General features: G+C 61.0%; 20 protein-coding genes. 14 read left to right on the top strand and 6 right to left on the bottom strand.

Going from position 1 to position 25083, the window contains the following annotated elements; genetic code table 11:
* The first annotated feature begins 90 nt into the window (after positions 1–90).
* From dmul_RS20415 to dmul_RS01450, 6 genes are all read left to right on the top strand, one after another.
* Complete coding sequence (locus dmul_RS20415; protein ID WP_159449723.1) at positions 91–324, top strand: hypothetical protein; 234 nt, start codon at positions 91–93, stop codon at positions 322–324.
* Between the two features lie 99 nt (positions 325–423).
* Positions 424–2016, top strand: coding sequence for a phosphoglycerate dehydrogenase (gene serA, locus dmul_RS01470; protein WP_020875818.1), 1593 nt, complete (start codon positions 424–426; stop codon positions 2014–2016).
* 59 nt (positions 2017–2075) lie between these two features.
* The gene (locus dmul_RS01465; RefSeq protein ID WP_040414727.1) at positions 2076–2384 is read left to right on the top strand and encodes a hypothetical protein; all 309 of its coding nucleotides are present in this window, start codon (positions 2076–2078) and stop codon (positions 2382–2384) included.
* A 45-nt stretch (positions 2385–2429) separates the two neighbouring features.
* Positions 2430–5183 carry an intermembrane phospholipid transport protein YdbH family protein gene (locus dmul_RS01460; RefSeq protein WP_020875816.1) on the top strand — a complete coding sequence of 918 codons (2754 nt, stop codon included), beginning with the start codon at positions 2430–2432 and terminating at the stop codon, positions 5181–5183.
* 57 nt (positions 5184–5240) lie between these two features.
* Positions 5241–5477, top strand: a complete 237-nt coding sequence (locus dmul_RS01455) for a YnbE-like lipoprotein (protein ID WP_020875815.1) — start codon at positions 5241–5243, stop codon at positions 5475–5477.
* A gap of 23 nt (positions 5478–5500) precedes the next feature.
* Positions 5501–5869: a YdbL family probable chaperone protein gene (locus tag dmul_RS01450; RefSeq protein ID WP_020875814.1), complete on the top strand. Its 369-nt coding sequence runs from the start codon at positions 5501–5503 to the stop codon at positions 5867–5869.
* 114 nt (positions 5870–5983) lie between these two features.
* Here dmul_RS01450 and dnaK read toward each other — a convergent pair whose 3' ends face one another.
* The 5 genes from dnaK to dmul_RS01425 all read right to left on the bottom strand — a co-directional run bounded on the left by dnaK (position 5984) and on the right by dmul_RS01425 (position 13495).
* A complete protein-coding gene (gene dnaK, locus dmul_RS01445; RefSeq protein WP_020875813.1) occupies positions 5984–7903 on the bottom strand; it encodes a molecular chaperone DnaK in 1920 nt (639 codons plus the stop codon).
* Positions 7904–7951: 48 nt separating this feature from the next.
* The gene (gene grpE / locus dmul_RS01440) at positions 7952–8617 is read right to left on the bottom strand and encodes a nucleotide exchange factor GrpE (protein WP_052018533.1); all 666 of its coding nucleotides are present in this window, start codon (positions 8615–8617) and stop codon (positions 7952–7954) included.
* Positions 8618–8914: 297 nt separating this feature from the next.
* Complete coding sequence (locus tag dmul_RS01435; RefSeq protein WP_020875811.1) at positions 8915–10102, bottom strand: lipocalin-like domain-containing protein; 1188 nt, start codon at positions 10100–10102, stop codon at positions 8915–8917.
* Between the two features lie 88 nt (positions 10103–10190).
* Positions 10191–12812, bottom strand: a complete 2622-nt coding sequence (locus dmul_RS01430; RefSeq protein WP_020875810.1) for an ABC transporter permease — start codon at positions 12810–12812, stop codon at positions 10191–10193.
* Positions 12809–13495 (bottom strand): ABC transporter ATP-binding protein, encoded by a 687-nt coding sequence (locus dmul_RS01425; RefSeq protein ID WP_020875809.1) that lies wholly within the window; start codon positions 13493–13495, stop codon positions 12809–12811. The genes dmul_RS01430 and dmul_RS01425 overlap by 4 nt, the downstream gene beginning before the upstream one ends.
* Positions 13496–13876: 381 nt before the next feature.
* Here dmul_RS01425 and dmul_RS01420 point away from each other — a divergent pair, with 381 nt between their 5' ends.
* On the top strand, positions 13877–14335 hold the full coding sequence (locus tag dmul_RS01420; protein WP_020875808.1) for an SH3 domain-containing protein: 459 nt from the start codon (positions 13877–13879) through the stop codon (positions 14333–14335).
* A 648-nt stretch (positions 14336–14983) separates the two neighbouring features.
* Here dmul_RS01420 and dmul_RS01415 read toward each other — a convergent pair.
* Positions 14984–16006, bottom strand: a complete 1023-nt coding sequence (locus dmul_RS01415) for a pre-peptidase C-terminal domain-containing protein (RefSeq protein ID WP_020876768.1) — start codon at positions 16004–16006, stop codon at positions 14984–14986.
* Between the two features lie 462 nt (positions 16007–16468).
* Between dmul_RS01415 and dmul_RS01410 the strand changes: the two genes are divergently transcribed.
* The 7 genes from dmul_RS01410 (at position 16469) to dmul_RS21310 (ending at position 25079) form a co-directional block, all read left to right on the top strand.
* Positions 16469–16756 carry a 4Fe-4S dicluster domain-containing protein gene (locus dmul_RS01410; RefSeq protein ID WP_020876769.1) on the top strand — a complete coding sequence of 96 codons (288 nt, stop codon included), beginning with the start codon at positions 16469–16471 and terminating at the stop codon, positions 16754–16756.
* Between the two features lie 92 nt (positions 16757–16848).
* Positions 16849–18000 (top strand): 2-oxoacid:acceptor oxidoreductase subunit alpha, encoded by a 1152-nt coding sequence (locus tag dmul_RS01405; protein WP_020876770.1) that lies wholly within the window; start codon positions 16849–16851, stop codon positions 17998–18000.
* Entirely contained in the window at positions 17997–18842 is an 846-nt protein-coding gene (locus tag dmul_RS01400; RefSeq protein WP_020876771.1) for a thiamine pyrophosphate-dependent enzyme, read from the top strand. Before dmul_RS01405 ends, dmul_RS01400 begins: the two co-directional genes overlap by 4 nt.
* Before the next feature lie 4 nt (positions 18843–18846).
* A complete protein-coding gene (locus tag dmul_RS01395) occupies positions 18847–19452 on the top strand; it encodes a 2-oxoacid:acceptor oxidoreductase family protein (protein WP_020876772.1) in 606 nt (201 codons plus the stop codon).
* Complete coding sequence (locus dmul_RS01390) at positions 19449–22808, top strand: FAD-dependent oxidoreductase (protein ID WP_020876773.1); 3360 nt, start codon at positions 19449–19451, stop codon at positions 22806–22808. The genes dmul_RS01395 and dmul_RS01390 overlap by 4 nt, the downstream gene beginning before the upstream one ends.
* A gap of 31 nt (positions 22809–22839) precedes the next feature.
* Entirely contained in the window at positions 22840–24426 is a 1587-nt protein-coding gene (locus dmul_RS01385; protein ID WP_020876774.1) for a hydrogenase iron-sulfur subunit, read from the top strand.
* A gap of 53 nt (positions 24427–24479) precedes the next feature.
* Positions 24480–25079 carry a CoB--CoM heterodisulfide reductase iron-sulfur subunit A family protein gene (locus dmul_RS21310; protein WP_040415111.1) on the top strand — a complete coding sequence of 200 codons (600 nt, stop codon included), beginning with the start codon at positions 24480–24482 and terminating at the stop codon, positions 25077–25079.
* The last annotated feature ends 4 nt before the right edge of the window (positions 25080–25083 follow it).

The following is a 25083-nucleotide window of genomic DNA, read 5'->3' as shown; positions in this document are numbered from 1 at the left end:
CCCGCCGCTTTGGTCGCCGCCGGTACAACGGATCGAAACGGCGACGGATTTTTTATTGAATCGAACTTCGCATGATGATAAGCAATCCATGTGCCACCATTGCAGAATAAGAAAAAACATGTTGAAATCAAAAACAATACAACATCTGAATATCGAATGCTGGAAGCGATTGGGGAACATACAAGTTACAAATTTGTTTGTTTGATGGAAAATAAATTACAGTTTCGTCTATCCCCCGAGCTGTCGGCACAGGGGGAAAAAGCAGTGCCGGACCGTGCCGAACAATTTTTTTTCATTGACTTTTTCCCGTATTTTAACAAATGAACAACTACACCGCCGATTTGAGGGGAGCCATGCAGGACCGGTTGAGGGCGTCGACCGGGGGAGGTGAACATCCATCGGATTCACAAGGAGAAACAGACGATGTACAGAGTCATGATACGGGACAACATGTCCCCTGTAGCAAAAGACATTCTGGAGGCGACCGGCAGAATCGAGGTGGTGGTGGACAACGACAAGACCACCTCGAATCCCGAAGCCCTCGCCAAGGTCATCGGTGAATTCGACGGTCTCGCCGTTCGGAGCGGTACCCGGGTCACGGCGCACGTGATTGAAAACGCCGGCAGGCTCAAGGTCGTCGGACGCGCCGGTATCGGTGTGGACAACATCGATCAGGCGGCCGCGACGAAAAAAGGCATCGTGGTCATGAACGCCCCCGGCGGCAATACGGTGACGACGGCCGAACACGCCCTGTCCATGATGTTTGCCCTGGCCCGGAATATTCCTCAGGCCACCGCATCCCTGCGGGAGGGGAAATGGGAAAAGAAACGCCTCATCGGCGTGGAGATCACCGGCAAGGTCCTGGGGATCGTGGGATTGGGGCATATCGGCCGGGTCGTTGCGGAGCGCGCCCTGGGGCTCAAGATGAAGGTCATCGCCGCGGATCCCTTCGTAAGCCCGGAAGCGGCGGTCAAGATGGGCGTTCACCTGGTCGACCTCGACCAACTCCTGGCGCAATCCGATTTTATCACGCTTCACGTCCCCCGCCTCAAAGAAACGGAAAACCTCATCAATGCCGATACGCTGGCCCGGATGAAGCCGGGGGCGCGGCTCATCAACTGTTCCCGGGGGGAGGTGGTGAACCTGGACGACCTTTATGCCGCCGTGTCCGGGGGACATATCGCCGGCGCGGCCCTGGACGTCTTCCCCAAGGAGCCGCCGGACCCGAGCCTGCCGATTCTCAGCCACCCCAACATCATCTTCACCCCCCATCTCGGCGCCAGCACGGGGGAGGCCCAGGTGAACGTGGCCCGGATGATCGCCCAACAGATGGCCGCCTATCTTCTTGACGGGGTCATTACCAACGCCGTCAATTTCCCGTCGGTCTCCATGGAGGAGATGGCCCGGCTTCGCCCTCACCTCAACCTGGCCGAAAAGATGGGGGCGCTCATCGGGCAGCTCGTCGGAGCGGTCCACGACGTCACCGTCACCTACAGCGGAGAAATCTCCAGGCTGTCGACCCGGCCGGTGACCCACGCGCTTCTCAAGGGACTTCTGGGGGCCTACACCGACACCCCCATCAACTACGTCAACGCCCGGGCCATCGCCCTGGACAAGGGAATACGGGTCAGGGAGACCACGGACCAGTCGCAGGAAGACTTTTCCAGCCTCATCAAACTGAAGGTCGACGGCGCGCAGGATGCCCCCAACGAAATATGGGGAACCATTTACGAGAATAAATATCCGCGGCTTATCCGCATGGGCGACGTCTACCTCGACGCCATTCCCGACGGATCGATGATCGTCATTCAGAACATCGACGAACCGGGCGTCATCGGCCATGTGGGGACCACGCTGGGTCGTCACAACGTCAATATCGGCCGCTTTCAACTGGGGCGACGGGACGATCGGGCCGTGTGCCTGGTCAACATCGACTCTCCCGCCGACGAAGAGACGCTCGCGGAGATCAAATCTCTGCCGGTCATTCTCTCGGTCAAACAGGTGCACCTCGGCTGACGACTTCACGGATACGGACAGCGCATTCCCGCGCCGACGGAAAGGAGCGGAGATACGGCATGATGAACAAGCGGATCAAAAACCTGATCCTGACGGGTATCGTCGGATACGCCGTTTACTATGTGCTCACCCACCATTTCATCTACATCGACAACAGCTTCGCCGTTCTTCCCAAATCGGAGATCACGCTGAACCACACCCTTTTCAGCCCCGGAAATCGAAAAGAGATCCTTTACAAGGGGATCGACAGCATCCTCGAAAACGAAGACCTGCGTGAGGCGGGCATCGGAGATCTCATGGTGGAAAAAAACCTGATCACGTCGGATGAACTGCGGAACGCGGAAGAAGCCCTGGATTACGGTGGGTAACCGCCCCCACGAAAACCGATAGACGACATCGTCACCGGAGCGAGAATGGTTGTTCAACGAAAGCGGCGGCGACTGCTTGTCGGTTCTGGTCTCATGCTGATAGGCCTGGTCGGCGTCATTTTCGTCGGCATCGCCGCGCTGTTGCCGGCTTACCTCGGCTCGGAGGCGTTTTACCGTGCCGCGTCCGGGGACGGTCTGCCTGAATTCCGCTGGGACGTCCGCCGTATCGGGGCGACCGGTGCGGACATCGCAAAGATCCGCATCGGACCCGTCGGCGCACCGGCATTGATCGCGGAGTCCTTTCGTCTGGACTACGCCCCGACAGCGCCGGTCCGGCGTCACATCCAACGGGTCGCGATCACGGGCCTGGAGATATGGTGCGGCATCGGCGAAGACGGTTTTTTCATTCGCGGCATCGACCTCGGCGGCCTGATGAAACGGTTTTCGTCCACGGATTCATCCGCCGACGGGTCCCTGCGACCGGCCTTCCTCCCGGAGACGATCGAGATCCGGCATTCCCGGATTCGATTCACATGGAAAAATCAGGTGTTCGCCATTCCCGTGGATCTCCGCATGACCACTCCTCCGGAACCAGCCGACCGATTTAAGGCCCGCATCGACGCCGCCCTTTTCGACCGTGATATCACGGTGGAAGGAGCGGTGGACGTCACCTCCGGGCACGCCCGGTGGCACATCTCGGCCCCCGACCTTTCGATAGCGTCTCTGATACGGGCCGCAGGCTTGCCCTTCGAAACCACCGCCTCCGGCAGTCTGACCGTCGCGGCGGATGCCGACTTTCAGATAACCCCTTTTGCCCTGCAGAAGGCCGCGGTACACTTCGAATCCGACCGCTCCCGGATCCGAACCGGCCCCTTGACGGTCCAGGACCCTGACGGTCCTCACCCCATATCCCTCGACCTCGCCGCGACCGACATCCACACATGGGAGATCCGGCTTGCAGACCTCTCCCTGGTGTCCCCCCTGCCGGCGCTCCTGTCCCGGCTCGCCGCACGGATCACCCTCACGGACGACGGCGTCGAGGGGCGGGGGAACGCGGTTTTCCGCATTCCTCCGTCCGAAGCCCATGGGAACGACGGTACCGAAAAAAGCGGCGACATCCCCCTTCCCATCGTCTTTACTTTCGGCCTGTCGCCTTCGGGCACATGGCGTTTGACGCTCACGACCCCGGATCCTGTAAACCCTTCCGCCTCGGCGAGCGTCAAATGGGGTAAGGGCATCGTCCATGGCGCCATTCCCCGCGTCGCCGTATCCGGGGAGGGGAAATTCAACGGCGGCATCCTACGGTGCGTCGCTGAAACCGGTCCGATACGGGTGGCCGCGCCGGGGGTCGATGCGGGCATGGCATCCCTGGCCCTCGACGGGGAGATTCGCTTCGAGAATTTTGAAAACGCCCGAGTCGCAGCGGCACTCCGGGCAGTCGAGACCCGTGTCTCGACGGGAACGGGATCCGAACGCACGACGGCGCGCATCCCGTCTTCAAACGTCTCCGGAAAGGGGCGATTCTCCCGGACGACAGGCCTCAGCTTCGAGGGAAGCGCCGAGATTAGCGACGGCGTCGTAGAGGTTCCGGATCAGCGCGTGAGGATCGCCGGCATCCAGGCGGCCCTTCCCCTGGCATGGCCCTGGACCGAAGCTGAACAGCGGGGTACCTGCACCATGGCCGCCCTTCGGTGGCAAGGTCAAAACATGGGGGCCCTGAAAGGCGGCCTCCGTCGCGGGCCCCGGGGATTAGGGTTCGAAGGCCGTTTCTTCAGTCGCACATTACCGGGATTGGTCCTGAAAATAACCGGCGATGCCCCGTTCCTTTCCCCCGGGATGCCCTTCGCCCTGTCCTGGTCGACGCGATACCGCCCGTCCGTGCCCCTGGATCTGGGTCGGTTCGGATCGGCCGCCGAAGGGGCGGTGATCGAGGGTATTCTGACGGTAAAGGGCCGCATGGACGCAGGCGGCGAAGGGCCCCCGGCGGGTGAGATGCAAGTCGCTCTCTCCGGCGGTCGCATAACGCACAGGGAAAAGGGGATTCGAATGGAGAATATGCGCCTCGACCTCTGTTTTCCGGAGTTTCCCGTTGTAAGGAGCGCTTCGGATCAGCGTCTTGCCGTCGAACGGATGACCTTGGGTGAAATCCAGCTCGAAAACGTCGATATCCGCTTTCAGATCGAGCCGGAAACGGTCGTCCTCGTCGAAAGGGGACGTTTTGGATGGTGCGGCGGGAATGTGGACGCCCGTTCGTTCAGGATATCCCCCGGCACGACGGATGCCGATCTTGTCCTGTACTGCGACAGGCTCAATCTCGCCCGCCTGCTCGATCAACTCGGGGTGGCCCGGGCCGAGGGCAACGGCGCCGTCAACGGACGGCTTCCCATACGGCTTCGGAAGGGACGCCTGGTGTTCGACGACGGCTTTCTCTACTCCACCCCGGGAGACGGCGGCGTGATTCACGTCTCCGCCGCCGAGGTCCTCACGGCGGGCATCCCCAGAGACACCCCCCAGTTCGCCCAGGTCGATCTGGCGATGGAGGCCTTGAAATCCTATGAATACGACTGGGTCAGACTGAGGCTCGCCACCGAGGGGGAATACCTTCGCCTGGCGCTGCAATTCGACGGCCGCCCGACATCCCCCCTCCCGTTTGTCTACAACGAGACCTTCGGCGGATTCGTCCGGGTGGAAGCCGGCCATCCCGGATCGCGGTTCGAGGGGATACGGCTGGACGTAAACCTGGGGCTGCCCCTGGATAAAATCCTCCGCTACAAGGGGCTGATGGAGATGGTCCGGTAGCGGGACCGACCGGGCGGGAAAGCCCCATCAACCATTCGTCGGAAAGGAAGCACGCAGATGATCGAAAAAATACTGCTGGTGATGATGCACCTGTCGTTTCTGTTCATGCAGAGCTGCCAGACGTATCATCAGGTCGACGTCAAGCCCGTCGAGGTGAAGCCCATCCACATCACCATCGACGTCAACGTCAAGGTGGACCGTGCCTTGGATGATATCATCGACGACGTCTACAAATATCGGAAAAGCGAAACATCCGAAACGCCGATCTCGTCTCCGGACACCGAAAAAGACTAACCCCATCCCGTCAGGAGGTCAACATGCCGTCAAGAATCGCTATCGCGTTGCTTACCTTTCTCCTCGGCAGTGTCGTCGTCATGGGCATCGCCGGGGCCCAGGAAGATATTACGTCTCGAATGGAAGCCCGTTTGCCGGTGATCGATGCCCTCAAGGCGAAAGGGATCATCGGCGAAAACAATAATGGGTATCTGGCGTTCATAGGCCCCAGGACCCGAACCGATGTCGTCAATGCCGAAAACGCGGATCGCGCAGCGCTTTTCGAGAGGATCGCAACACAGCAGGGCACCACGCCGGATCTGGTCGGTCGTCGCTTTGCCCTGAAGTTCCGGAATCTGACGCGAGCCGGGGAATGGTATCAGGACGACGCCGGAAACTGGCGAAAAAAATAGCGCCGACCCGTGCCAAAAAAATCCCGCGCCGACCAGCGGCGCGGGATTTCCGGCGTCTCATCCGAAACAAACGGATGCAGCGCCATACACGTCCGTGTTGCGGCCTATTGCGGCCTATTTGTCCTTGACCTCCTCGAAGTCGGCATCGACAACGTCGTCATCCGATCCGCCGCCGGATCCAGCTCCCCCCTGGGCACCCTCACCAGGCTTGGAACCGCCGGTCTTCTCGGATGCCTGCTGATACATGGCCTCGGCCAGCTTGTGAGAGGCCTGCATCAGGTCGTCGCTCAGGCGCTTGATCTCATCGGCGTCGTCGCCTTTCATGACCTCTTTGAGGCTGCCGATCTTGCTCTCGACATCGCTTTTGATGGCGTCGTCCACCTTGCCGCCCAAATCCTTGATCGATTTTTCCGTCTGGTAGATCAAGGCGTCGGCATGGTTTCGGGCCTCCACCAGGGTCTTCTTTTTCTTGTCCTCGTCGGCATGCAACTCGGCCTCCTTCACCAGCTTCTGAATCTCTTCCTCGCTGAGGCCGCTGGAGGCGGTGATCTTGATCGCCTGCTCCTTGCCGGTGCCCAAATCCTTGGCGGAGACGTTCACAATGCCGTTGGCATCGATGTCGAAGGTGACCTCGATCTGGGGCACCCCTCTGGGCGCGGGCGGAATGTCCGCCAGGTCGAATCGGCCCAGGGTCTTGTTGTTGGCGGCCATTTCCCGCTCGCCCTGGAGCACGTGGATGGAGACCGCCGGCTGATTGTCGGTGGCCGTCGAAAAGACCTGGCTTTTCTTGGTGGGTATGGTCGTGTTCTTCTCGATCAACTTGGTCATCACGCCGCCCAGGGTCTCGATACCCAGGGAAAGGGGGGTCACATCGAGCAGGAGAACGTCTTTTACGTCGCCTTTCAGCACTCCCCCCTGGATAGCGGCGCCGATGGCCACGACCTCGTCGGGATTCACGCCTTTGTGGGGATCCTTGCCGAAAATCTTTTTGACGCGCTCCTGAACCGCCGGCATACGCGTCATGCCGCCCACCAGGATGACCTCGTCGATGTCTGCATTGGAAAGGCCGGCATCCTTCATTGCGATTTTGCAAGGCATCTCGAGATTGTCCAGCAGATCCGCCACCAGACCCTCCAACTTGGTCCGGGTGATCCGGATGTTCAGGTGCTTGGGGCCACTGGCATCGGCGGTGATGAACGGCAGGTTGACATCGGTCTCCATGGAGGTCGACAGCTCCATCTTGGCTTTTTCGGCAGCCTCTTTGAGCCGCTGAAGCGCCATCTTGTCTTTCCTCAGGTCGATGCCCTGGTCTTTTTTGAATTCATCGGCCAGATAATCGATCAGGCGGAGATCGAAATCCTCGCCGCCAAGGTGGGTGTCGCCGTTGGTCGCCTTGACTTCGAAGACGCCGTCGCCGATTTCGAGCACCGAGATATCGAAGGTGCCGCCGCCAAGGTCGAACACCGCGATCTTTTCCTCGGCCTTCTTGTCGAGCCCATAGGCCAGCGAGGCCGCGGTAGGCTCGTTGATGATCCTGAGAACATTGAGCCCGGCGATCTTTCCGGCATCCTTGGTCGCCTGGCGCTGGCTGTCGTTGAAATAGGCCGGCACGGTAATCACCGCATCCGTCACCGTCTCTCCAAGATACTCCTCGGCGGTCTTTTTGATGTTGCCCAGAATAAATGAGGACACCTCTGCGGGGCTGTACTGCTTGCCCCGAATGTTGACCCGGAGGTCTCCGTTGGGGGCTTTCTCAATGGTATACGGCAGAACTTTGATGTCGTTCTGAACCTCACGGGAGTCAAATTTTCGCCCGATGAGCCGTTTGACGCCGAAAACCGTGTTCTCGGGATTGGTGATCGCCTGTCGCTTGGCGATCTGGCCCACTAACCGCTCTCCCGACTCCGCGATCGCCACTACGGACGGCGTGGTCCTGCCGCCTTCGGGATTGGTGATCACTTTCGCTTCTCCGCCCTCCATGACCGCCACACAAGAGTTTGTCGTTCCCAGATCAATGCCTATTACTTTACCCATTTCCTCTCCTCCTTAGGATGTCTATTCAAATGCTGGTCTCGCATTGGTTTACGCTTCATTGTTCAGATCGTCGGGCGCATCATCGGCCGATACGGGCGGCTCCGCCCCGGCGGGCGTCGACGGCGCCTTGGAAACCACCACCATTGCCGGACGTATCAGACGGTCGTGGAGAAGATAACCCTTCTGATATTCCCGCACTACGGTGTTGTCCGCATGTTCATCGCTCAATTCCTGCCCCACCGCCTCGTGGAAATTGGGGTCGAAAGGCTTTTCCAACGCGTCGATCGGTTTGACGTGGTACCGATCCAGGACCTTCAGAATTTCGTTGAGGGTCATGGAGACCCCCTCGACAATGCAGCTTTGGATATCTTCCGGCGGGCTTTCCTGGGATGACGACGACTGAATGGCCCGTTCAAGATTGTCGATCACGGGAAGCAGGTCCCTGATCAAAGCCTCGTTGGCGAACTTTCGGAAGTCCTGCATCTCACGGGCGGTTCGCTTTTTGTAGTTCTCAAACTCCGCATAGAGCCTCAGGAAGCGATCTTCATGCGCCTTGCCGGCCTCTTCCGCCGACGCCAGCGCCGTCTTCAACGCCGCCACCGCATCTTCCGCTTCAGATTCCACCTCCGCGCCGTCGTCCGTTTCGGAGGGCGCCGCACTTACCTCTTCAAGATCCTCTTCGATCGGTTTTTCTTCCATTTTCTCTTCTGTCATGGGCCAATACACTCTCCCGGTTAGCCTTTCCAATAAGGTCAAAAACGATAGGGTTGAATATAAAATTGGAACCAAGATACGATTTTTGTTTCAAAAAAAAATTAATAAGCGCCTAAAAAATAAGGTTAAATCCGTAAAGATTGTGTAGAAAATAAGACGGAAAAAATCGATGTCAAGACGATATGTTGCCCCGCTGAATATCTTAATTTTACAGACTATTGTTTTGAAAACCATAAAACGGGACCGCCGAAATCGGGATGGGGGAAACCACGGAGAGGGTCGGCGGATCCGTCTTCATCAACGGGGGGAGCGCCTGTCCTTCCCATCCTCACTCAGGACGTTCAAGGGTTCGGCATAGCCCGTCAGTTCGACATACCCTTCACCTGAAAGCGGGTTGCCGGACCGGCTCCCGGTAAACGAGACGCTCCCCTCCCAATAGATCACTCCGGCGGCGCCGCCCGTCGCCATCTCCTGGTCCGGGATATTTGCGCCGCCCTTCAGGTGGAGGTTCAACGGGTTGATATCGATCCGCCATTTCGAAGGATATACGGCGCCGGAGTGGGGGCTTTTCCAGACCGCATCGGGCGTCACCCTGAATTCATCCCGGCCCAGATGCCGGCTTCGGCCGTCCCGGTCCACAAAGGTGCCGCTCGATGCGGGGTGGAAGGATCCGTCCGGGCTTCTCAGAAGATAGATCATCACATCGGCGCCGTCCGAGAGATGGATGCTGAACCAATCCCATCCCGCCAACCCGGGCTCCAGGGGCGCAGTGGAGAATTCGTGATCCATCCAGGCGAGCCCCGTCACCGGGAACGTCACGTCCTTCAGGGAAACGGTCCCTTCGGTCATCAGGCGGGTGATGGAATAGTAGCAACTGGCCCTTTCGGGGGTTGAGCCTTTGCGGCTGTAACCGTCGTCGCCGTGAGGGACCGGAGGCTTTGCCGGACGCAGCAGAAGACGAATGCCAAATTCAGGAGCGTCGGCGAAAAGCCTGTGGCCGTCGGGACCGATCGCCATGGACCAGTTTTTCAACATCACCGACGTCCGGCCGGATGCGGTCTCTGCCCGGGCCATTCCGAGGGTTGCCCGGGCCGCCGATTTGGCGTGATAAAATCGCTCGCCCGACAGGTCCGAAACCGCGGCATGGCCCAGAATAACGTTTTGTGCCCGCCAACCCGACGCAGGCACCCGAAGACCGTTCTCCCTCCCCGGCGGCACGAGACGGGAGCGAAAGAAGGTGAGTTGAAATCCCAGCCGCCGCCCCTCCTCGGTCTTCAGGTTTCCGGTGTAGTACCACCACTCCACCTTATAGTCGTCATGCGGGCCGTGGTCTCGGGGAAAGACAAGCCCGCAAGGCCCCGTGACCTGGCTGTAGTCCGAAGCCCAGATCGGCGGCACCAGCCCCGTGCCCAGGACCACAAGGATGCCCACGGACTTCAACCATCGCATCAGACGTCTCAACCATTGGATGCCGTCATGTGTCATATATTCCTATCCTCGGTTCAAAGGCGCCGCCGCATCGACTGTTTCGCGTCGCGCGAATGGGCGTTTCGGCTGCCGTGCCCGACGGAATTCAACCATCCCGCAGCACCGCCGCCGGCGGTTCCCGGAACACCCGCCGTACCGCCGGGAGGGCGGCCGCCATGGTCGTCACAAAAATCAGGGGCAAGGAAAGCAGAAGCGTCGCCCAGTCCACCTGGTAGATGAATGTCCACCCGAAGGACTGTCGATTGATCACGAAGACCAGCAGCAGCGACAGCACGGCTCCGCAGAGAAGGCCGCCCACCTCTCCGGCAGCCACCATGAGAGCGGCTTCCCAGGCGATCATGCTTCGAATCTGGCCTCGGCTGCCGCCCATGGCGAAGAGGGTATTGAGCTGGCGGGACCGCTCCAGTACCAGCACCGTAAGCGTGGTGGCAATGCCCAGTGCAGCCACCGCCAGGGCGATAAACAACAGAACCGTCGTCACGGAAAATGTCTCGTCGAACACCTGAAGAATGTTTCGCCGCAGCTCCGCTCCCGCGACCATGTCGACCCGATCGCCGCAACGCGCAAGAATCTCCGCTTTCAGGCGATCGACCCGAGCGCCGATATCCGAACCGGGTTCCTTGAAAAAGAAACGGACACCGCTCCACTCGGGAAAACCGGCATGTCTCCCGGCCTCGGTCCGGAGGGCCTCATACCGGTCAAGGGAGAAGAACACCACCCCTCCCTTGGACCGATAGTCCCGAATCACGCCCACGATGGGAACCGTCACCGGATGGCCGTCGATATGATCCCGGAAAAGATCGCCCACGCCCAGTCCCGTGCGATTCGCGAAAACCTCGGACACGACGACGCCCCGACCGGCCGCAAGCGCCCGACGCGCGGCATCGCCCTCGCCGTCGATCCAGATGTAGCCGCCATGACGAAAAAAGGTCGAAAAATCGATGGCCTCGAACTGATACGGAACGCGGCCGTAGGTCAGGTAGAATCGGCGGAAATGGACCCGATCCGCGGGGATATCGATCGACGAGATGGCTTTTGCGATCTCCGGCGCAAAGGGGGTTCGGTGATGATTGACCTCGCCGAGTCTGGGGGTTACGAAGAGATCCCCGCTCACGGTCTGTTGGACCCAAAGGCTCACGGTTGCCCGGAAGCTGTGAATCATGACGACCAGAGCCGAAAAAAGGGCGACCGCCGTGATGAGGGCACCCACGGAAACCGCCGTCCGTATCCCGCTGTCCCGGAGATAGCGCCCCGCCAGGTAAGCCGATACGCCGGCCGTGCGCCGGAGCAGCGGGGAGAGGTGAACACCGATCCGCTCCAGGAAAAAAGGAGACATGAAGGAAAATCCCGCAAACAACATAAAGGTCGCGGCATATCCCGACAACGGTATGCCGGATACCGCGGGCATCCAGGATAGGGGCCAGACCGATCCCATGAAAAGCGCGCCTGCGATCATCAGACGTCGAGCCGTCCGTCGGTGGGCGGCATGGGGTGCCCCCGGCGACATCGCCTCACGGGGTGACACCTGCATGGCCTGACGGGCCGGCGCCAGGGCCGCCAGCACCGAAACCGCCAGCGTGACGCCGAAAGAGAGCAGCACCTCCCAGACGTCCAGGCTCAATCGGTCGACCGTCACATGGACGAACAGGGTGGAGATGGTCCTGCCGATCCCCTCCGCCATGAGATTGACCATAACGACACCTGCAGGAAAAGCCGCCAGCCATCCGGCAATGCCGAAGAAGGCGCCCTCCATCAGAAACAGAAGAAGGACCGTCCGACGTGAGGCGCCCACAGCCCTCAGGACGGCGATTTCCCGCCGACGGGACGCCGCATGGAGGGCTACGAGGCTATAGACGAGGAACATTCCCACGAACAGGGAAACAAAGCTGAGCACCGACAGGTTGAGCCGATAGGCGCGGATCATGCCCAGGCCGGTCTCCCTGGTCTGGGTCGGCCGGGAGAGCACAAGGCCGTCCGGCAGGATGCCCTGAAGGGTCTGAGGAGCGTCGGCCGGCGCATGCGGCCGAAGACGGATATCGATCTGATCCACCACCCCGTATCCGCCGGTGAATTCCTGGAACGTCGCGATATCCGTTAAAACGACACGACCGCCGTCGACCTGGGAGATCCCCTCCCCGTCCAGAACGCCGAGGATACGGAAGGTCTGCCTCCCCCCGACGCCCTGGAGCGTGACCATATCCCCGGTCGTCTTTTGAAGCACATCCAGGAGCCGTCGTCCCCCCACCAGGGTGTAGGGTTGGGTCATGAGCGCCATGGGTGCGCGCTCCTCCGGAGAATCGGCCTTCTGCGAATCGCCGTCCACGGCCCACCCCCTGAAGGGGCGGTCGAGAATGGGATCGAGACCGACAAGGAGAAACGGGGTCTCCGACCCCGACGCCGAGCGCACATAGGTTCTGGATAAAGGCGAAGCGCTATCGACCAACGGATGGCGCAACAGCATCCCCACCGCCTCCTCGGGCACACGCCCGCCGGGCCGGACAACCGTCCAATCGGCTTTTCCGGCGATCCGGTCCACGCTCAGGCCGAAGGCATCGACGGCGGCGTTGATGGAGAGCCGGACGCTGGTGAACACTGCGGCGCCAAGGGCGATTCCCAACACCACAGCCAGGGTGCGCCGCCGGTGAAGCCTGAAGTTGCGGAGGCTGAACCACCTGAAAAGGCGCAGCAAAAAAATCAGTCGTGTCATTGGATTCTTCCGTCCCTGAGGCGGATGCGCCGGGTGGCGACCTTGTCGGCCTGGCTGCCGTGGGTGGCAATGACAACGGTTTTTTTCGATGATCGGCTCAGCTCCGCCAGGAGTTCGATGACGACGGCACCGTTCCGGGTGTCGAGATTGCCGGTGGGTTCGTCGGCCAGGATCACGGCAGGGTCGTTGATGAGCGCCCTGGCGATGGCCGTCCGCTGCATCTCCCCGCCCGAAAGCTGACCGGGAAGGTGGGTGAGGCGAGCGCCCAGGCCAAGCCATTCCAGGAGCTCGACGGCCCGGCTTTGCACGGCTGTGTCCGGACGGCCGGCCAAAAGCGCCGGGAGACAAACGTTTTCCAGGACGTTCAGGGTCGGCATCAGATTGAAGGACTGGAACACCATGCCCACCACACGGCGACGATAATCGTCCAGGGTAGGCCCCGAGGCCCGGATCAGGTCGCGGCCCGCTACGGTGAGTTGTCCCCCGGTGGGACGGTCAAGACCCGCCAGAAGCGACAGAAGCGTGCTCTTTCCGGAACCGCTCACCCCTTTGAGCAGCACCAGTTCCCCTTCCGGGATATCCAGATCGACGGCGTCGATACCGATAATCCGGGCTCCGCCCAAGGTGTAGGTTCGGGTCAGCTTCTCGGCATGAATCACGGCGGCCGCGGCAGATGATTTCATAATTTTCCGCTTTCAGCATCAGGTTGCATATGACGGTAAATCTAAATCATCCAACGGAAAAATCAAAGCCCAAGACTTCAATCCGCCTTTGCGCCTTTGCGTGCTTTGCGTGAGAATCCTTTTTGACAAACGTCCCCCGGAGCGAAAAAATATCTCACGAAAAGCACGCAGAGAAGGCCAAGGTTTTTTATTCTTCAGCCTCCCTATCCGGTCTCCGCAATGAAAGCCGGAAGTTGCATCGGGACGAAAAACGCGACGCCCGATTGGGCGTTGAAACATTTTGAAAACTGTATTAGATTTGGATATGGGCAGACGTCAAGTGATCATTGGAATGGTCATTTCGATGATCGGCTTGCCGGCCCGTAGAGAGAGGGGATAGCCATGAAAAAGACCATCATCGTTCTGACCACGGTTTTCTTCATGGCCGCGACGCCGACGATTGCCGGCGCCGGCCGGGGGTATCACCGTTATCACGGACACGGCGGGTATTATCACGGAGATAGCGACGACGTCTGGGTGGCTCTGGGCATCGGTCTTCTGACCGGAGTCGTCCTTTCGGCCATTTTCACCCCGCCCCCGCCCCGAACCGTCGTCTACTCGAATACGGCGCCGGCGTATGGTTACCCTGCGCCCTACCCTGTTTCAGGCACCGTATCCGTCACCGTAAAGGCACTGAATGTCCGGAGCGGGCCGGGGCTTCATCTGGGTGTCATCGGACGCGTCCGACAAGGCGAAGTCCTCACGGTCCTTGGTGGTTCCCCCGGCTGGCTGAACGTCAGAACCCCATACGGCGCTGTGGGATGGGTCATGTCCCGATACACCGCCGCGCCCGTCGGCTGACGAGACTGAAGGCTGAAGGCTGAAGGCTGAAGGCTGAAGGGGAAAAAGTGCGCCGTTCATCACACGCGCACCCCTTCAGCCTTTAGTCTTCAGCCTTTAACCTTTGGAGACCGAAGACCGAAAATCGAAGGCTGAAGGGGAAAAAGTGCGCCGTTCATCACACGCGCACCCCTTCAGCCTTTAGTCTTCAGCCTTTAACCTTTGGAGACCGAAGACCGAAAATCGAAGGCTGAAGGGGAAAAAATGCACCGTTCGTCACACGCGCACCTCTTCAGCCTTCAGTCTTCAGCCTTTATCCTTTGGAGACCGAAGACCGAAAATCGAAGGCTGAAAGGGAAAAAATGCACCGTTCGTCACACCCGCACCCCTTCAGCCTTTAGTCTTCAGCCTTTAACCTTTGGAGACCGAAGACCGAAAATCGAAGGCTGAAAGGGAAAAAATGCACCGTTCGTCACACGCGCACCCCTTCAGCCTTTAGTCTTCAGCCTTTAACCTTTGGAGACCGAAGACCGAAAATCGAAGGCTGAAAGGGAAAAAATGCACCGTTCGTCACACGCGCACCCCTTCAGCCTTTAGTCTTCAGCCTTCAGCCTTTGGAAAAGCCGTAGGCTTTTCGGTCATCGTCATGAAAGTCAAAAATTAACATTCCTATTTGTAAACCTTGATCGTGTAGTCGCCCGTACCGCCGGTCCGATTGTAATGCCGGATCTGTACGAGATACCTTCCGGGAATAAGATCGGCACCGATCCTCGGGTTGTAACCCTTGCCGGAATCGTCGTCCTCGGCGATGAGGTTGGTCCGATTGTCCGGACCGTAAAGCTTCATGACCAGGTCGGTCTCCCCCTCGGTCTCGATGGTGTAGCGGCCGGGGGATTTGACCATGAAAGTGAAGAGATCCTCCTCGCCCGGCAGACCGATGGATGCCGGCGTTCCCTCGAATTCCAGCACGTCCAGTTCCACCGCATCGGGTTGGGACCCCCTTCCGGGATACATTTTTTCACCGGCAACGAAGGCCTTTTCCATTGCCGACAGCGTCTTGTTCTCCTTGGTCTGAAAGCCGTCAAGGGTCCATTCCCTGGGAAAGGCATAGAGCATGACGGCATCGGGATCGAACACCGTGCCGTTGATCTGGTCGTGGGCATATTTATTGAGGACATTGTGGCGGATGGTGGCAATATCCCAGTAATTGGGCGGGCCCGAGAGGTCGCGGATCACGGCCTCTTCATTCCATTTGATGCCCTCTTCGGGGTTCTGGTGTTCATGGGCCAGTCCGATGGCGTGGCCAAATTCGTGCAGTACGACGGCCTCGTCCAGCCATCCGTAATTCATGGTCGGCCGGCTGACGTGAATACCCTTGGCGTCCGTGCCCAGATAGCTCCACGCGCCGTCGTCGGCGAAGGCGATCCGGATATCGGCGTCCGGCGCAGTGCCGAAGTCGAAATTGAGGTTGGCAAATCGGGACCACTGGGGCGCGAATGTCTTGACGACGTCGTGCTGTTGGGCGGTGCCCCCCAGAAACGAAACGCGCAGGGTCGATCCGTTGGGCCACAGCTTACCGATGGGGGATATGGCCCGGGTACGCGTGGTTCCCTCGATATTTCGGAAGAGGATCGCGCGGTGCAGGTCCCTGGCGAGAATTCTATCAAAACATATTTTTTTGATATCTGACATGACAGGCCTCCTTTAGGTGACCGTGTTGAAAAGGCTTTCTCCCGAACGGGTTGGGATGACGGCAGACAATTTCAGGAACACATCAAGCGGGAGCGGTAACGATCTGACCGTAAAAAGGGATGATCAATCCGATACCGGCCGATACCGGCCGATACCGAATTGCGGTGGAACGTGAAAGGTGCGCTGATTTCATATGGGGTTGCATATTTCTGCCGTACCCCAAACTGGTAAGAACCCCGAAATTGATTGTCAACCGGAAAAGCGGGAGGGCGAATCATGGAATGTCCATACCCCTGTCACGGCGTCATGATGGAAGACGCCCCCCGATAAATATGAGGATTGTCTTTCGAGAAAAAACGTTTTAAAAGACATTTCCATTGAAAATCCGTCGCAAAAGGATTAAGGATTTTTTTCGGCAACGCTTCTTGGCGCAAACAGGAGACCTTTTACAGGAAGAGGGCTATGAAATACTGGCGGATTCCCCTTGATACCGACACGGTGGACATCACCCGGGGCATTGTTCACATTCTGGAGGACCGGTGCAAGGGATGCGGCTATTGCATCGCGTTCTGTCCGAGAGAGGTCCTTGAATTTTCCAAGACCTTCAACGCCAAGGGATATCACCCGCCCAGGGTCAAGAACGACGACTGCCTGAATTGTCACTACTGTGAACTGCTCTGCCCCGAATTCGCCATCTTTTCGTCGGCAGCACCGCCGCCTTCACAGCCGGTCCCAGGTCCGACCGAATGACCGGCGCACGCCCCGAAAGCAGGTCCCGGAACCGACAGATCGGGACGAACCACGACACCCAAACCGGAACTTCATTATAGACGAGGCCGTCCATGACATCCAGAGTCCTCACCGGAGAACATTTCATTAACGGAGACATCGCCTGCGCCGAAGGCGCCATTGCCGCGGGGTGCACTTTTTTCGGGGGCTATCCCATCACCCCGGCAACCGAGGTCGCGGAACATATTTCCATTCGGCTCCCCAGGGTAGGCGGCACCTTCATCCAGATGGAGGACGAGATTGCGGCCATGACCTCGGTGCTCGGCGGCGCCTGGACCGGCGCCAAATCCATGACCGCGACATCCGGTCCCGGCTTCAGCCTCATGATGGAGACCATTGGACTCGCCGTCGTGACCGAAACGCCCTGCGTGGTCGTGAACGTCCAGCGGGCCGGGCCCTCCACGGGCCTGCCCACCCAGGGCGCCCAGGCCGACATGATGCAGGCCCGGTGGGGATCCCACGGCGACTACGAGATCATCGCCGTCGCCCCCGCATCTCCCCAGGAGATGTTCGATCTGACCATCACCGCCTTCAACCTGAGCGAAGCCTACCGAACGCCGGTCTTCATCATGTCCGACGAGATCGTCGGACATATGAGCGAACGGGTCGTCATTCCCGAGGCCGGTAAGATCCGAACGGTGTCCCGGCCCAGACCCGCCGGCCGGAAGGACCGCTTCCGTCTCTACCGACCCGGACCCAACGGCGTCGCCCCCATGCCCGCCATCGGCGACGGCTACAAAATCCATGTTACGGGCCTGACCCACGATGAAAAGGGGTATCCGGTGATGTCCGTGGAGACCCAGAAGGAAATGATCGAACGGATCACGGGCAAGATCCGGAACAACATCGACGACATTGTCATGACCGAATCCTACCGGCTGTCGGACGCCGATATCGCCGTCGTCTCCTACGGCGTGTCCGCCCGCACCAGCTTCACCGCCGTGGACGAAGCACGGAAACGGGGCATCCGGGCCGGCATGCTTCGGCTCGTGACGGTGTGGCCGTTCCCCGAAAAACAGATCCGGGCTCTGGCCCAGAAAGTCAAGGGGATCATCACCGTCGAGATCAACATGGGCCAAATCAGCCGAGAGGTCGAGCGGTGCGCCGCCGGACGGGTGCCGACCATCGGCGTGGGCCATCACGGGGGCGCCATCATTCCCCCCGAAGCCGTCATCGACGCCATGGAGAAGGAGGTCATGCGATGATCCGAAGCGCCGACCCCGCCGTCGCCCCGACGGTCCATCCCCTGGAGGATCTCGTCCGCATGGACCGGATCCCCCACATCTGGTGCCCCGGCTGCGGCACCGGCTCGGTCTTTACCGCCTGCCTCACGGCCATCAAGCAGACGGGGATCCCTTACGATCAGTTCGCCATGGTGTCGGGCATCGGCTGTTCGGGCCGCGGCGCGGGGTACATCAACATCGACTCGTTCCACACCACCCACGGTCGGGCCATCCCCTTTGCCACCGGCATCAAGATGGCCAACCCGAAACTGAATGTCATCGTCTTCTCGGGCGACGGCGATCTTTTCGCCATCGGCGGCAATCACTTCATACACGCCGCCCGGCGGAACATGGACATCACGGTGGTGTGCGTGAACAATCTGACTTACGGCATGACCGGCGGACAGGTTGCCGCCACCACCCCCCACAATGCCAGATCCTCCACCACCGTGATGGGCAATCCCGAAACGCCGTTCAATCTGCCGCTTCTGGCCTACGCCGCCGGCGCCACCTATATCGCCCGATGGTCGATGCTCCACGCACGGGATCTGGCCGACGCCATCGCGGCCGCCCTTCGGCGGCGAGGATTCTCCTTTATCGAGGCGCTGTCGCCCTGCCCCGTCAACTACGGCCGACGCAACCGGGAAAAAGCCATCGACACGCTCAGGCACTATCAGGAAAAAGCCATCATCAAAAACGGCGCTCATCCCGCCGAACTGGACATGAGCGACGCACGGGGGCCGATTCTCGGGAATTTTCTGGACATCGAGAAACCCACCCACGATGAGATCTATAAAAGGATGTACCGGCCGGAGGAGGGGTAAAGCCATGGCGCGAAAAGACATCAAACGGCAGGAAGTTATCGTTACCGGATTCGGTGGGCAGGGCATCGTCCTGGCCGGCCGGATCCTCGGCATGGCCGCGGCCCTGGGGGACCACCGGGAAAGTACGCTGGTCCAGTCCTACGGCCCGGAATCCCGGGGCGGCGCCTGCTGCGCCCAGGTGATCATTTCCGACGCAGTCATCCAGTACCCCTATATCGAGGCGCCCGACATCCTCATCTGCATGTCCCAATCGGCCTACGAAAAATACCGCACCGCCCTCAAGCCCTCGGGCCGCCTCCTGACGGACAAGGATCTGGTCGCCCCGGGCGGCGACCGACCGGAAGTCTTTTCCATCCCCGCCACCCGTATGGCCGAGGAGCTGGGGCGAAAGATGATGGCCAATATCATCATGATGGGATTCGCCACGGCCGTCACCGGCGTGGTCTCTTTGGATGCCATGAAGACCGCCGTCACCGCTTCGGTCCCCAAGGGGACGGAAGAGATGAATTTGGCCGCCTTCGTCAAGGGGTTCGACTACGGCGCGTCAACCCTGAAAGGACGGGAGAAGAAAAAATCCGGCACCGCCGGCAGGATAGGAGCCGTTCGATGAAGCGCCCCAAAGACCGTCTGCACAAAGTTGTCATCATCGGCGCCAACCCCTCGGGGATCGCGGCCGCCAACAAGCTGGGAGAACTGGGCGTTCCGGTGACCCTGGTGGACCGGGACGCGAACCTCGACCGCAAGCTCGCCAACGACGCCTGGCGGCTCAACTCGGGGGTCCCTCTCAACCACGCGCACCGGCCCGGCCTCATCCGTATTTTGAGAAACCCGGCTATCCAGTGTCTCCTACCCGCCGATGTCACCGGCATTCGACATACCCCCCAGGGGTTCCGGGTCGGCATCTTCCGTCACCAGACCTTCACGAACCCCGACGCCTGCGTTCTCTGCGGTCGCTGCGCCGAAGCCTGTCCGGTGTCGACGGAGGACGGCCGCAAAGCGATCGTCTTCGACGGACGCCTGAGTCTCCCGGGCCGGCCGGTCATCGATAAGCGTCGGACACCCCTTTGCCGGGAAAACTGTCCTCTCGGCGTCAACGCCCAAGGGTACGTCGCTCTGGCCGGGGCCGGCAAATACGCCGAGGCGCTTGCCCTGATCCGGGAACGGAACATTCTCCCCGGCATCTGCGGCCGCATCTGCAACCACCCTTGCGAGGACGACTGCCGCCGGGGAACCCTGGACGATCCGGTCGCCATCCGCGACATCAAGCGTTTCCTCTCCGACTATGGCGCAGCCCACCCCGAAGAGACACCGGCCCCTCGTCCTGCTGAACGACGCCCCGAACATTTTGCGGTCATCGGGGGCGGTCCGGCGGGAATCGCGGCGGCGGCGGAATTCGCCCGAGCCGGATGCGCCGCGACCGTCTTCGAGCGCGAAGCGTCGGCCGGCGGTCTTCTCCGCTACGGCATCGGTCCTCACCGGCTTCCGCGGCACATCCTGGACGCCGAGCTTGCCGTCGTCCGCGACATGGGCGTCACGTTCGCCGCCGGCCATCCCGTGGACCTGACCGATATCCAGTCCATGACGGCATCCTACAGTGGTGTCGTGGTGGCCGTCGGATCCTGGAAGGACCGGCGACTGGGCATCCCGGGCGAGGACCTTGACGGCATATCGGGATGCCTCGAATTTCTCAACCGCTGCCACCGCGGAGAGATGGAACCCCTCCGGCAACGGGCCGTGGTCATCGGCGACGGTAACGCGGCCTTTGACCTGGCCCGGACCCTCGTCCGCACGGGCGCATCGGTCACCCTCATCTCCTGGTTCGGAAAGGACGAGATTCCCGCCGATCCCGAAGAAATCCAGGGCGCCGTTCAGGAAGGCGTCGTCATCCGGGATCGGTGCCAGGTTGTCGCATTTCTCGGCAAGGCGGGTCGTCTCGACCGCCTCAGCGTCAAACCCACGCGGCCGGGAAAACCCGACGCCGGCGGGGTGGCCTGGCCGGTCATCGTTCCCGGTGCCTCGGCGTTCGAGATGGCCGCGGACCGGGCTTTCGTCGCCATCGGGCAGATCGGGGCCTTTGAACCGGGATCATCCCTGGGCGGTCTGGAGATCACCGACCGGGGGTTGATTCGGACGGACAACGGCCCCCGGACCTCGCTTTCCGGCGTCTATGCCGCCGGAGACGCCGTTTCAGGCCCATCCACCGTCGTCAAGGCCATGGCCTCAGGTCGTCTGGCGGCGATCACGGCCCTCTCGGACATCTGCGGCGTTCCCGTGCCTTCGCCCACCTGTGCGCGGCCTTCGGACCGGGATTTCCGGGACATCCCCTCGAACATTCCCGTCCACTGCCGCGTTCCCATGTCCGAGGTCCAGCCTGCCGCCCGAATCGGCGGTTTCACCGAGGTGGCCCTGGGGCTCTCCGAGGTTCAGGTGCGTGAAGAGGCGGATCGCTGCCTTCAGTGCGGCGTCTGCGCCGAGTGCCTGGAATGTGTCAGGGCCTGCGGCGCCGTGGGGGCCATCTGCCACACAGACACCGGGGAGACCTTTGCGGAACACGCCGGTGCCGTGATCATCGCCGACCCGGACATGGCCCCGGCCGTCAAGGGCGACGACATCATCCGGGCTTACGGCCCCAGGTCCGCGAAGCCCGACGTCTACGCCATGCTGATGCGCGGATATGCGGCAGCCGCCCAGGCCCTCCTGCTGTTGGGCGACGCCTCCTGGGTGCGGAAAGGCAACGGGTTTTCGTTCACTCAGCCCGACCCCGGCCTCTCGCCCGATATCCGGATCGGCGTTTTCATTTGCCGGTGCAACGACTCTCTCGGGTGGATGGACGAGATGGACCGGTACATCGAATCACTGGCCGCGGTCCCGGACGTCGTGCACACCGGAACCCTGGCGTCGGCCTGCGTGCCCGAGGGGATTGCCGCCGTCATCAAGACCGTCCGGGACAAAGGCATCACGCGAATCGTTCTGGGATCGTGCGTCTGCTGCCCCCTCAATTTCGTCTGCAGCGCCTGCACGGATCAGCGGAGCCGCTTGAAGCACGCGCTGTTCACGGCGACGGGCATCAGCCGGTCCATGGTCATGGTCCGAAACATTCGGGGAGAAGCGCTGAGCCTGCTCCAGAAGGATCCGGACGAGGCCCTGAAGCGTCTCCGGGGCCTTATCGATCGGTCGGTGAAGCGCTCCCGCAAACTCACCGCCTTTCCGACCCCGAGCCGGCTCTACAACTTCGCCACGGCCGTCATCGGCCGGTCGGAGGCCGCCATGACCAGCGCCGTGACCCTTGCCGATATCGGCATGGACGTTTTCACCTTCGGATCGGAGGCGGCATCCGCGGGCGATCTGCCGGACCACCCCAACATCCACGCCTTCACCGGCGCTCGGGTGACGCGGCTGAGCGGCAATCTGGGTGATTTTCAGCTGACGGTGGAAACCGAAGACGGTCACGTTCAGCAGATGCAGGTGGGCGCCGTGATTCTGGGGGAAAAATCCCGGCGGCACATCCGGCACATCCACCAGGAAGGCCTCCCGTTGCGGGTCACGGCCGTGGACATGCAGTCTGCCGGTGTCACGGGCGTCCCCTTTTTCTACCCGGGCATGACCGCCGTTTCGGGGCTTTTCCTGGCCGACCCGCCCGGCATCCGCATCTCCGCCCGCCGGAAGGGTGCCGCCGCCGCCATGCTGACCGCCGCGGCCATGCCGAACAGCGCCCGGCAGAACAAAGGGTTTACCGTTACCGTGAACGAGGCCGCCTGCCGCGGCTGCGGGCGCTGCGTCGATGCCTGCGCCTACCAGGCCGTGACCCTGAAGCGGAACGATATCGGCCGCTACGCCGTGGTCGACGAGGCCTTTTGCAAAGGGTGCGGCAACTGCATCTCCGTTTGCCCCACCAATGCGGCGGACAGTCCCTTTCGAAGCCAGAAATTCTTCGAGCAGACCCTCGCGGAAATCCTGCTGCCGTAAACCGTAATTTCAACCATGGTGCCGTGAATCGATGAGCGACTATAAAATCATACTCTATCTGTGCAATTGGGCGCCCCACACCGCCTACCATAACCTTCAGGACAACGGCTACCAGATCCCGCCGGAAATCAAAATGGTTCGGGTCTCCTGCACCGGAAGAATCACCAAGGCCCTGCTCCTCAAAGCCTTTGAAATGGGCGCCGACGGCGTGGCTCTAGTGGGGTGTGGCCCGGGGACGTGCCGGTATGGCACCGGCACCCTAAACGCCGTGAACAACACCGAGGACACGGAGCGCATTCTGGAGCTCGCGGGGATCGGCGGCCGTCGGCTCCGTTTCGCCACTTTCCTGCCCGACGACACCGAGCCGCTAAGGCGCTTTCTTGCGGAATTCACGGCGGACATCAAGACCATGGGCAAGAGCCCCGTGGTGCCGATGGGAAAGGTCCCTGCCGAGACGACCGAGGACCCGACGTCATTGGCCGATATCCTGAAAAAGCACGACGCATACGCCTGCCAGGACTGCGGCAAATGCACCTCGGCCTGCCCCCTGGCCCTGAGCGGCAAGCCTTACTCCCCAAGGGCCCTGGTGGGCGCCATCGCCGCGGCGCCGCCCCTTTCGGAAGCGGTCATCCGGGACGTCTGGGCCTGCCTCACCTGCGGCCTCTGCCACGAACGCTGCCCTTCCGACGTCGATTTTCCCGAATTCATCCGGGATGTCCGCTCCTGGATCCACGCCCGACAGGGAGACGAAAACCAGGCCCACGGCGGGTTCTTTCAGTCCCTCATGCGGACCATGACCTCGCCGGAAATCTCGCCCGGACGGTGGAAAGACCGTCCAGCCGACCTCATTGCGGACCCCGAAGGAAAGACCCTCTTCTTCGGCGGTTGCGCCCCTTATTTCGACATTTTTTTCCGGAACCACGCCGGCCTCGACACCTCCCGGACTCTTTTCGACGCCGTCCGGCTTCTCAACTTTTTCGACGTTCACCCGAGACTCCTGGAAACCGAACGGTGCTGCGGCCACGATCTTCTCTGGTCCGGAGACCGGCAAAACTTTCTGAAACTGGCCCGGTTGAACACGGAGATGATGAACGACCTCGGCATCGAGACGCTCATCACCGCATGCCCCGAATGTTACCGCACCTTGTCACTGGACTACCCGCGCCACGGCGTCAAGCCGGCCTTCACGGTGATGCATCTCTACGAATTTCTGGAGCGGGAGATCGACAAGGGCGCCGTCACCTTCGCTCCCCTGGAGCACCGGATCACCTATCAGGATGCCTGCCGCCTGAACCGCCTGTCCGGCGTGGGTGCCTTGCCGCGCAAACTCATCCACCGCCTTATGCCGACCCGGTTTACGGAGATGAAGGACAGCGGCGCCGCATCCATCTGCTGCGGAAACTGCGCCTGGACCGGATGCGACGCCTACAGCAAGGCGTTTCAGGTCCGACGCATCCGGCAGGCCGCGGCCACCGGCAGCGACCTCATGGTCACCTCCTGTCCCAAGTGCCAGATTCATCTCCGGTGCGCCATGGAAGACCCTTTTCTGGGCCGGGAGCTCATGATGGAAACCGCCGATCTGACCAGCGTCATCGCCCGGACGATCCGCTGGGAATAGACAACCCCGTAACGAGGAATGGAATGGGAACGACGATGTTCGCAAGACAACCAATGGATATGAACACAGACGCCCGAATCGGGGTGTATGTCTGCCGATGCGGGCTCAACATCGGTCAGACGGTCGACTGCGGCCGGGTGGCCGACAGCGCGAAGACCCTTCCCGGCGTCGCCGTGGCCAAGGCGGTCACATACGCCTGCTCGGAGCCGGGTCAGATGGAAATCAAGACCGACATCGCCGAGCTGAATCTCGATCGGATCGTGGTGGCCTCCTGCTCGCCCCGCCTCCACGAGCCCACCTTCCGTCACATGCTGCAGGAGGCCGGGCTCAACCCCTATCTTCTGGAGATGGCCAATCTGAGGGAGCAGTGTTCCTGGGTGCACATGAACGATCCGGGGGCCGCCACGCTGAAATCCGTGGATCTCGTCAAGATGGCCGTTGCCCGGGTTCGACTCCTGACCCCTCTGACCGAAACGGTCCTGCCGTTGACCCGGAGGACCCTTGTCATCGGCGGCGGCATCGCCGGCATCCAGGCGGCCCTCGATTTGGCGGACAATGATTACGAGGTGGCCCTGGTGGAAAAAAACAGCTCCATCGGCGGCACCATGGCCCAGTTGGACAAGACCTTCCCCACCATGGACTGCTCCATCTGAATCC

The organism is Desulfococcus multivorans, from assembly GCF_001854245.1.
Taxonomy (GTDB): Bacteria; Desulfobacterota; Desulfobacteria; order Desulfobacterales; family Desulfococcaceae; genus Desulfococcus; species Desulfococcus multivorans.
This window is presented reverse-complemented; position numbering and strand designations above follow the sequence as displayed.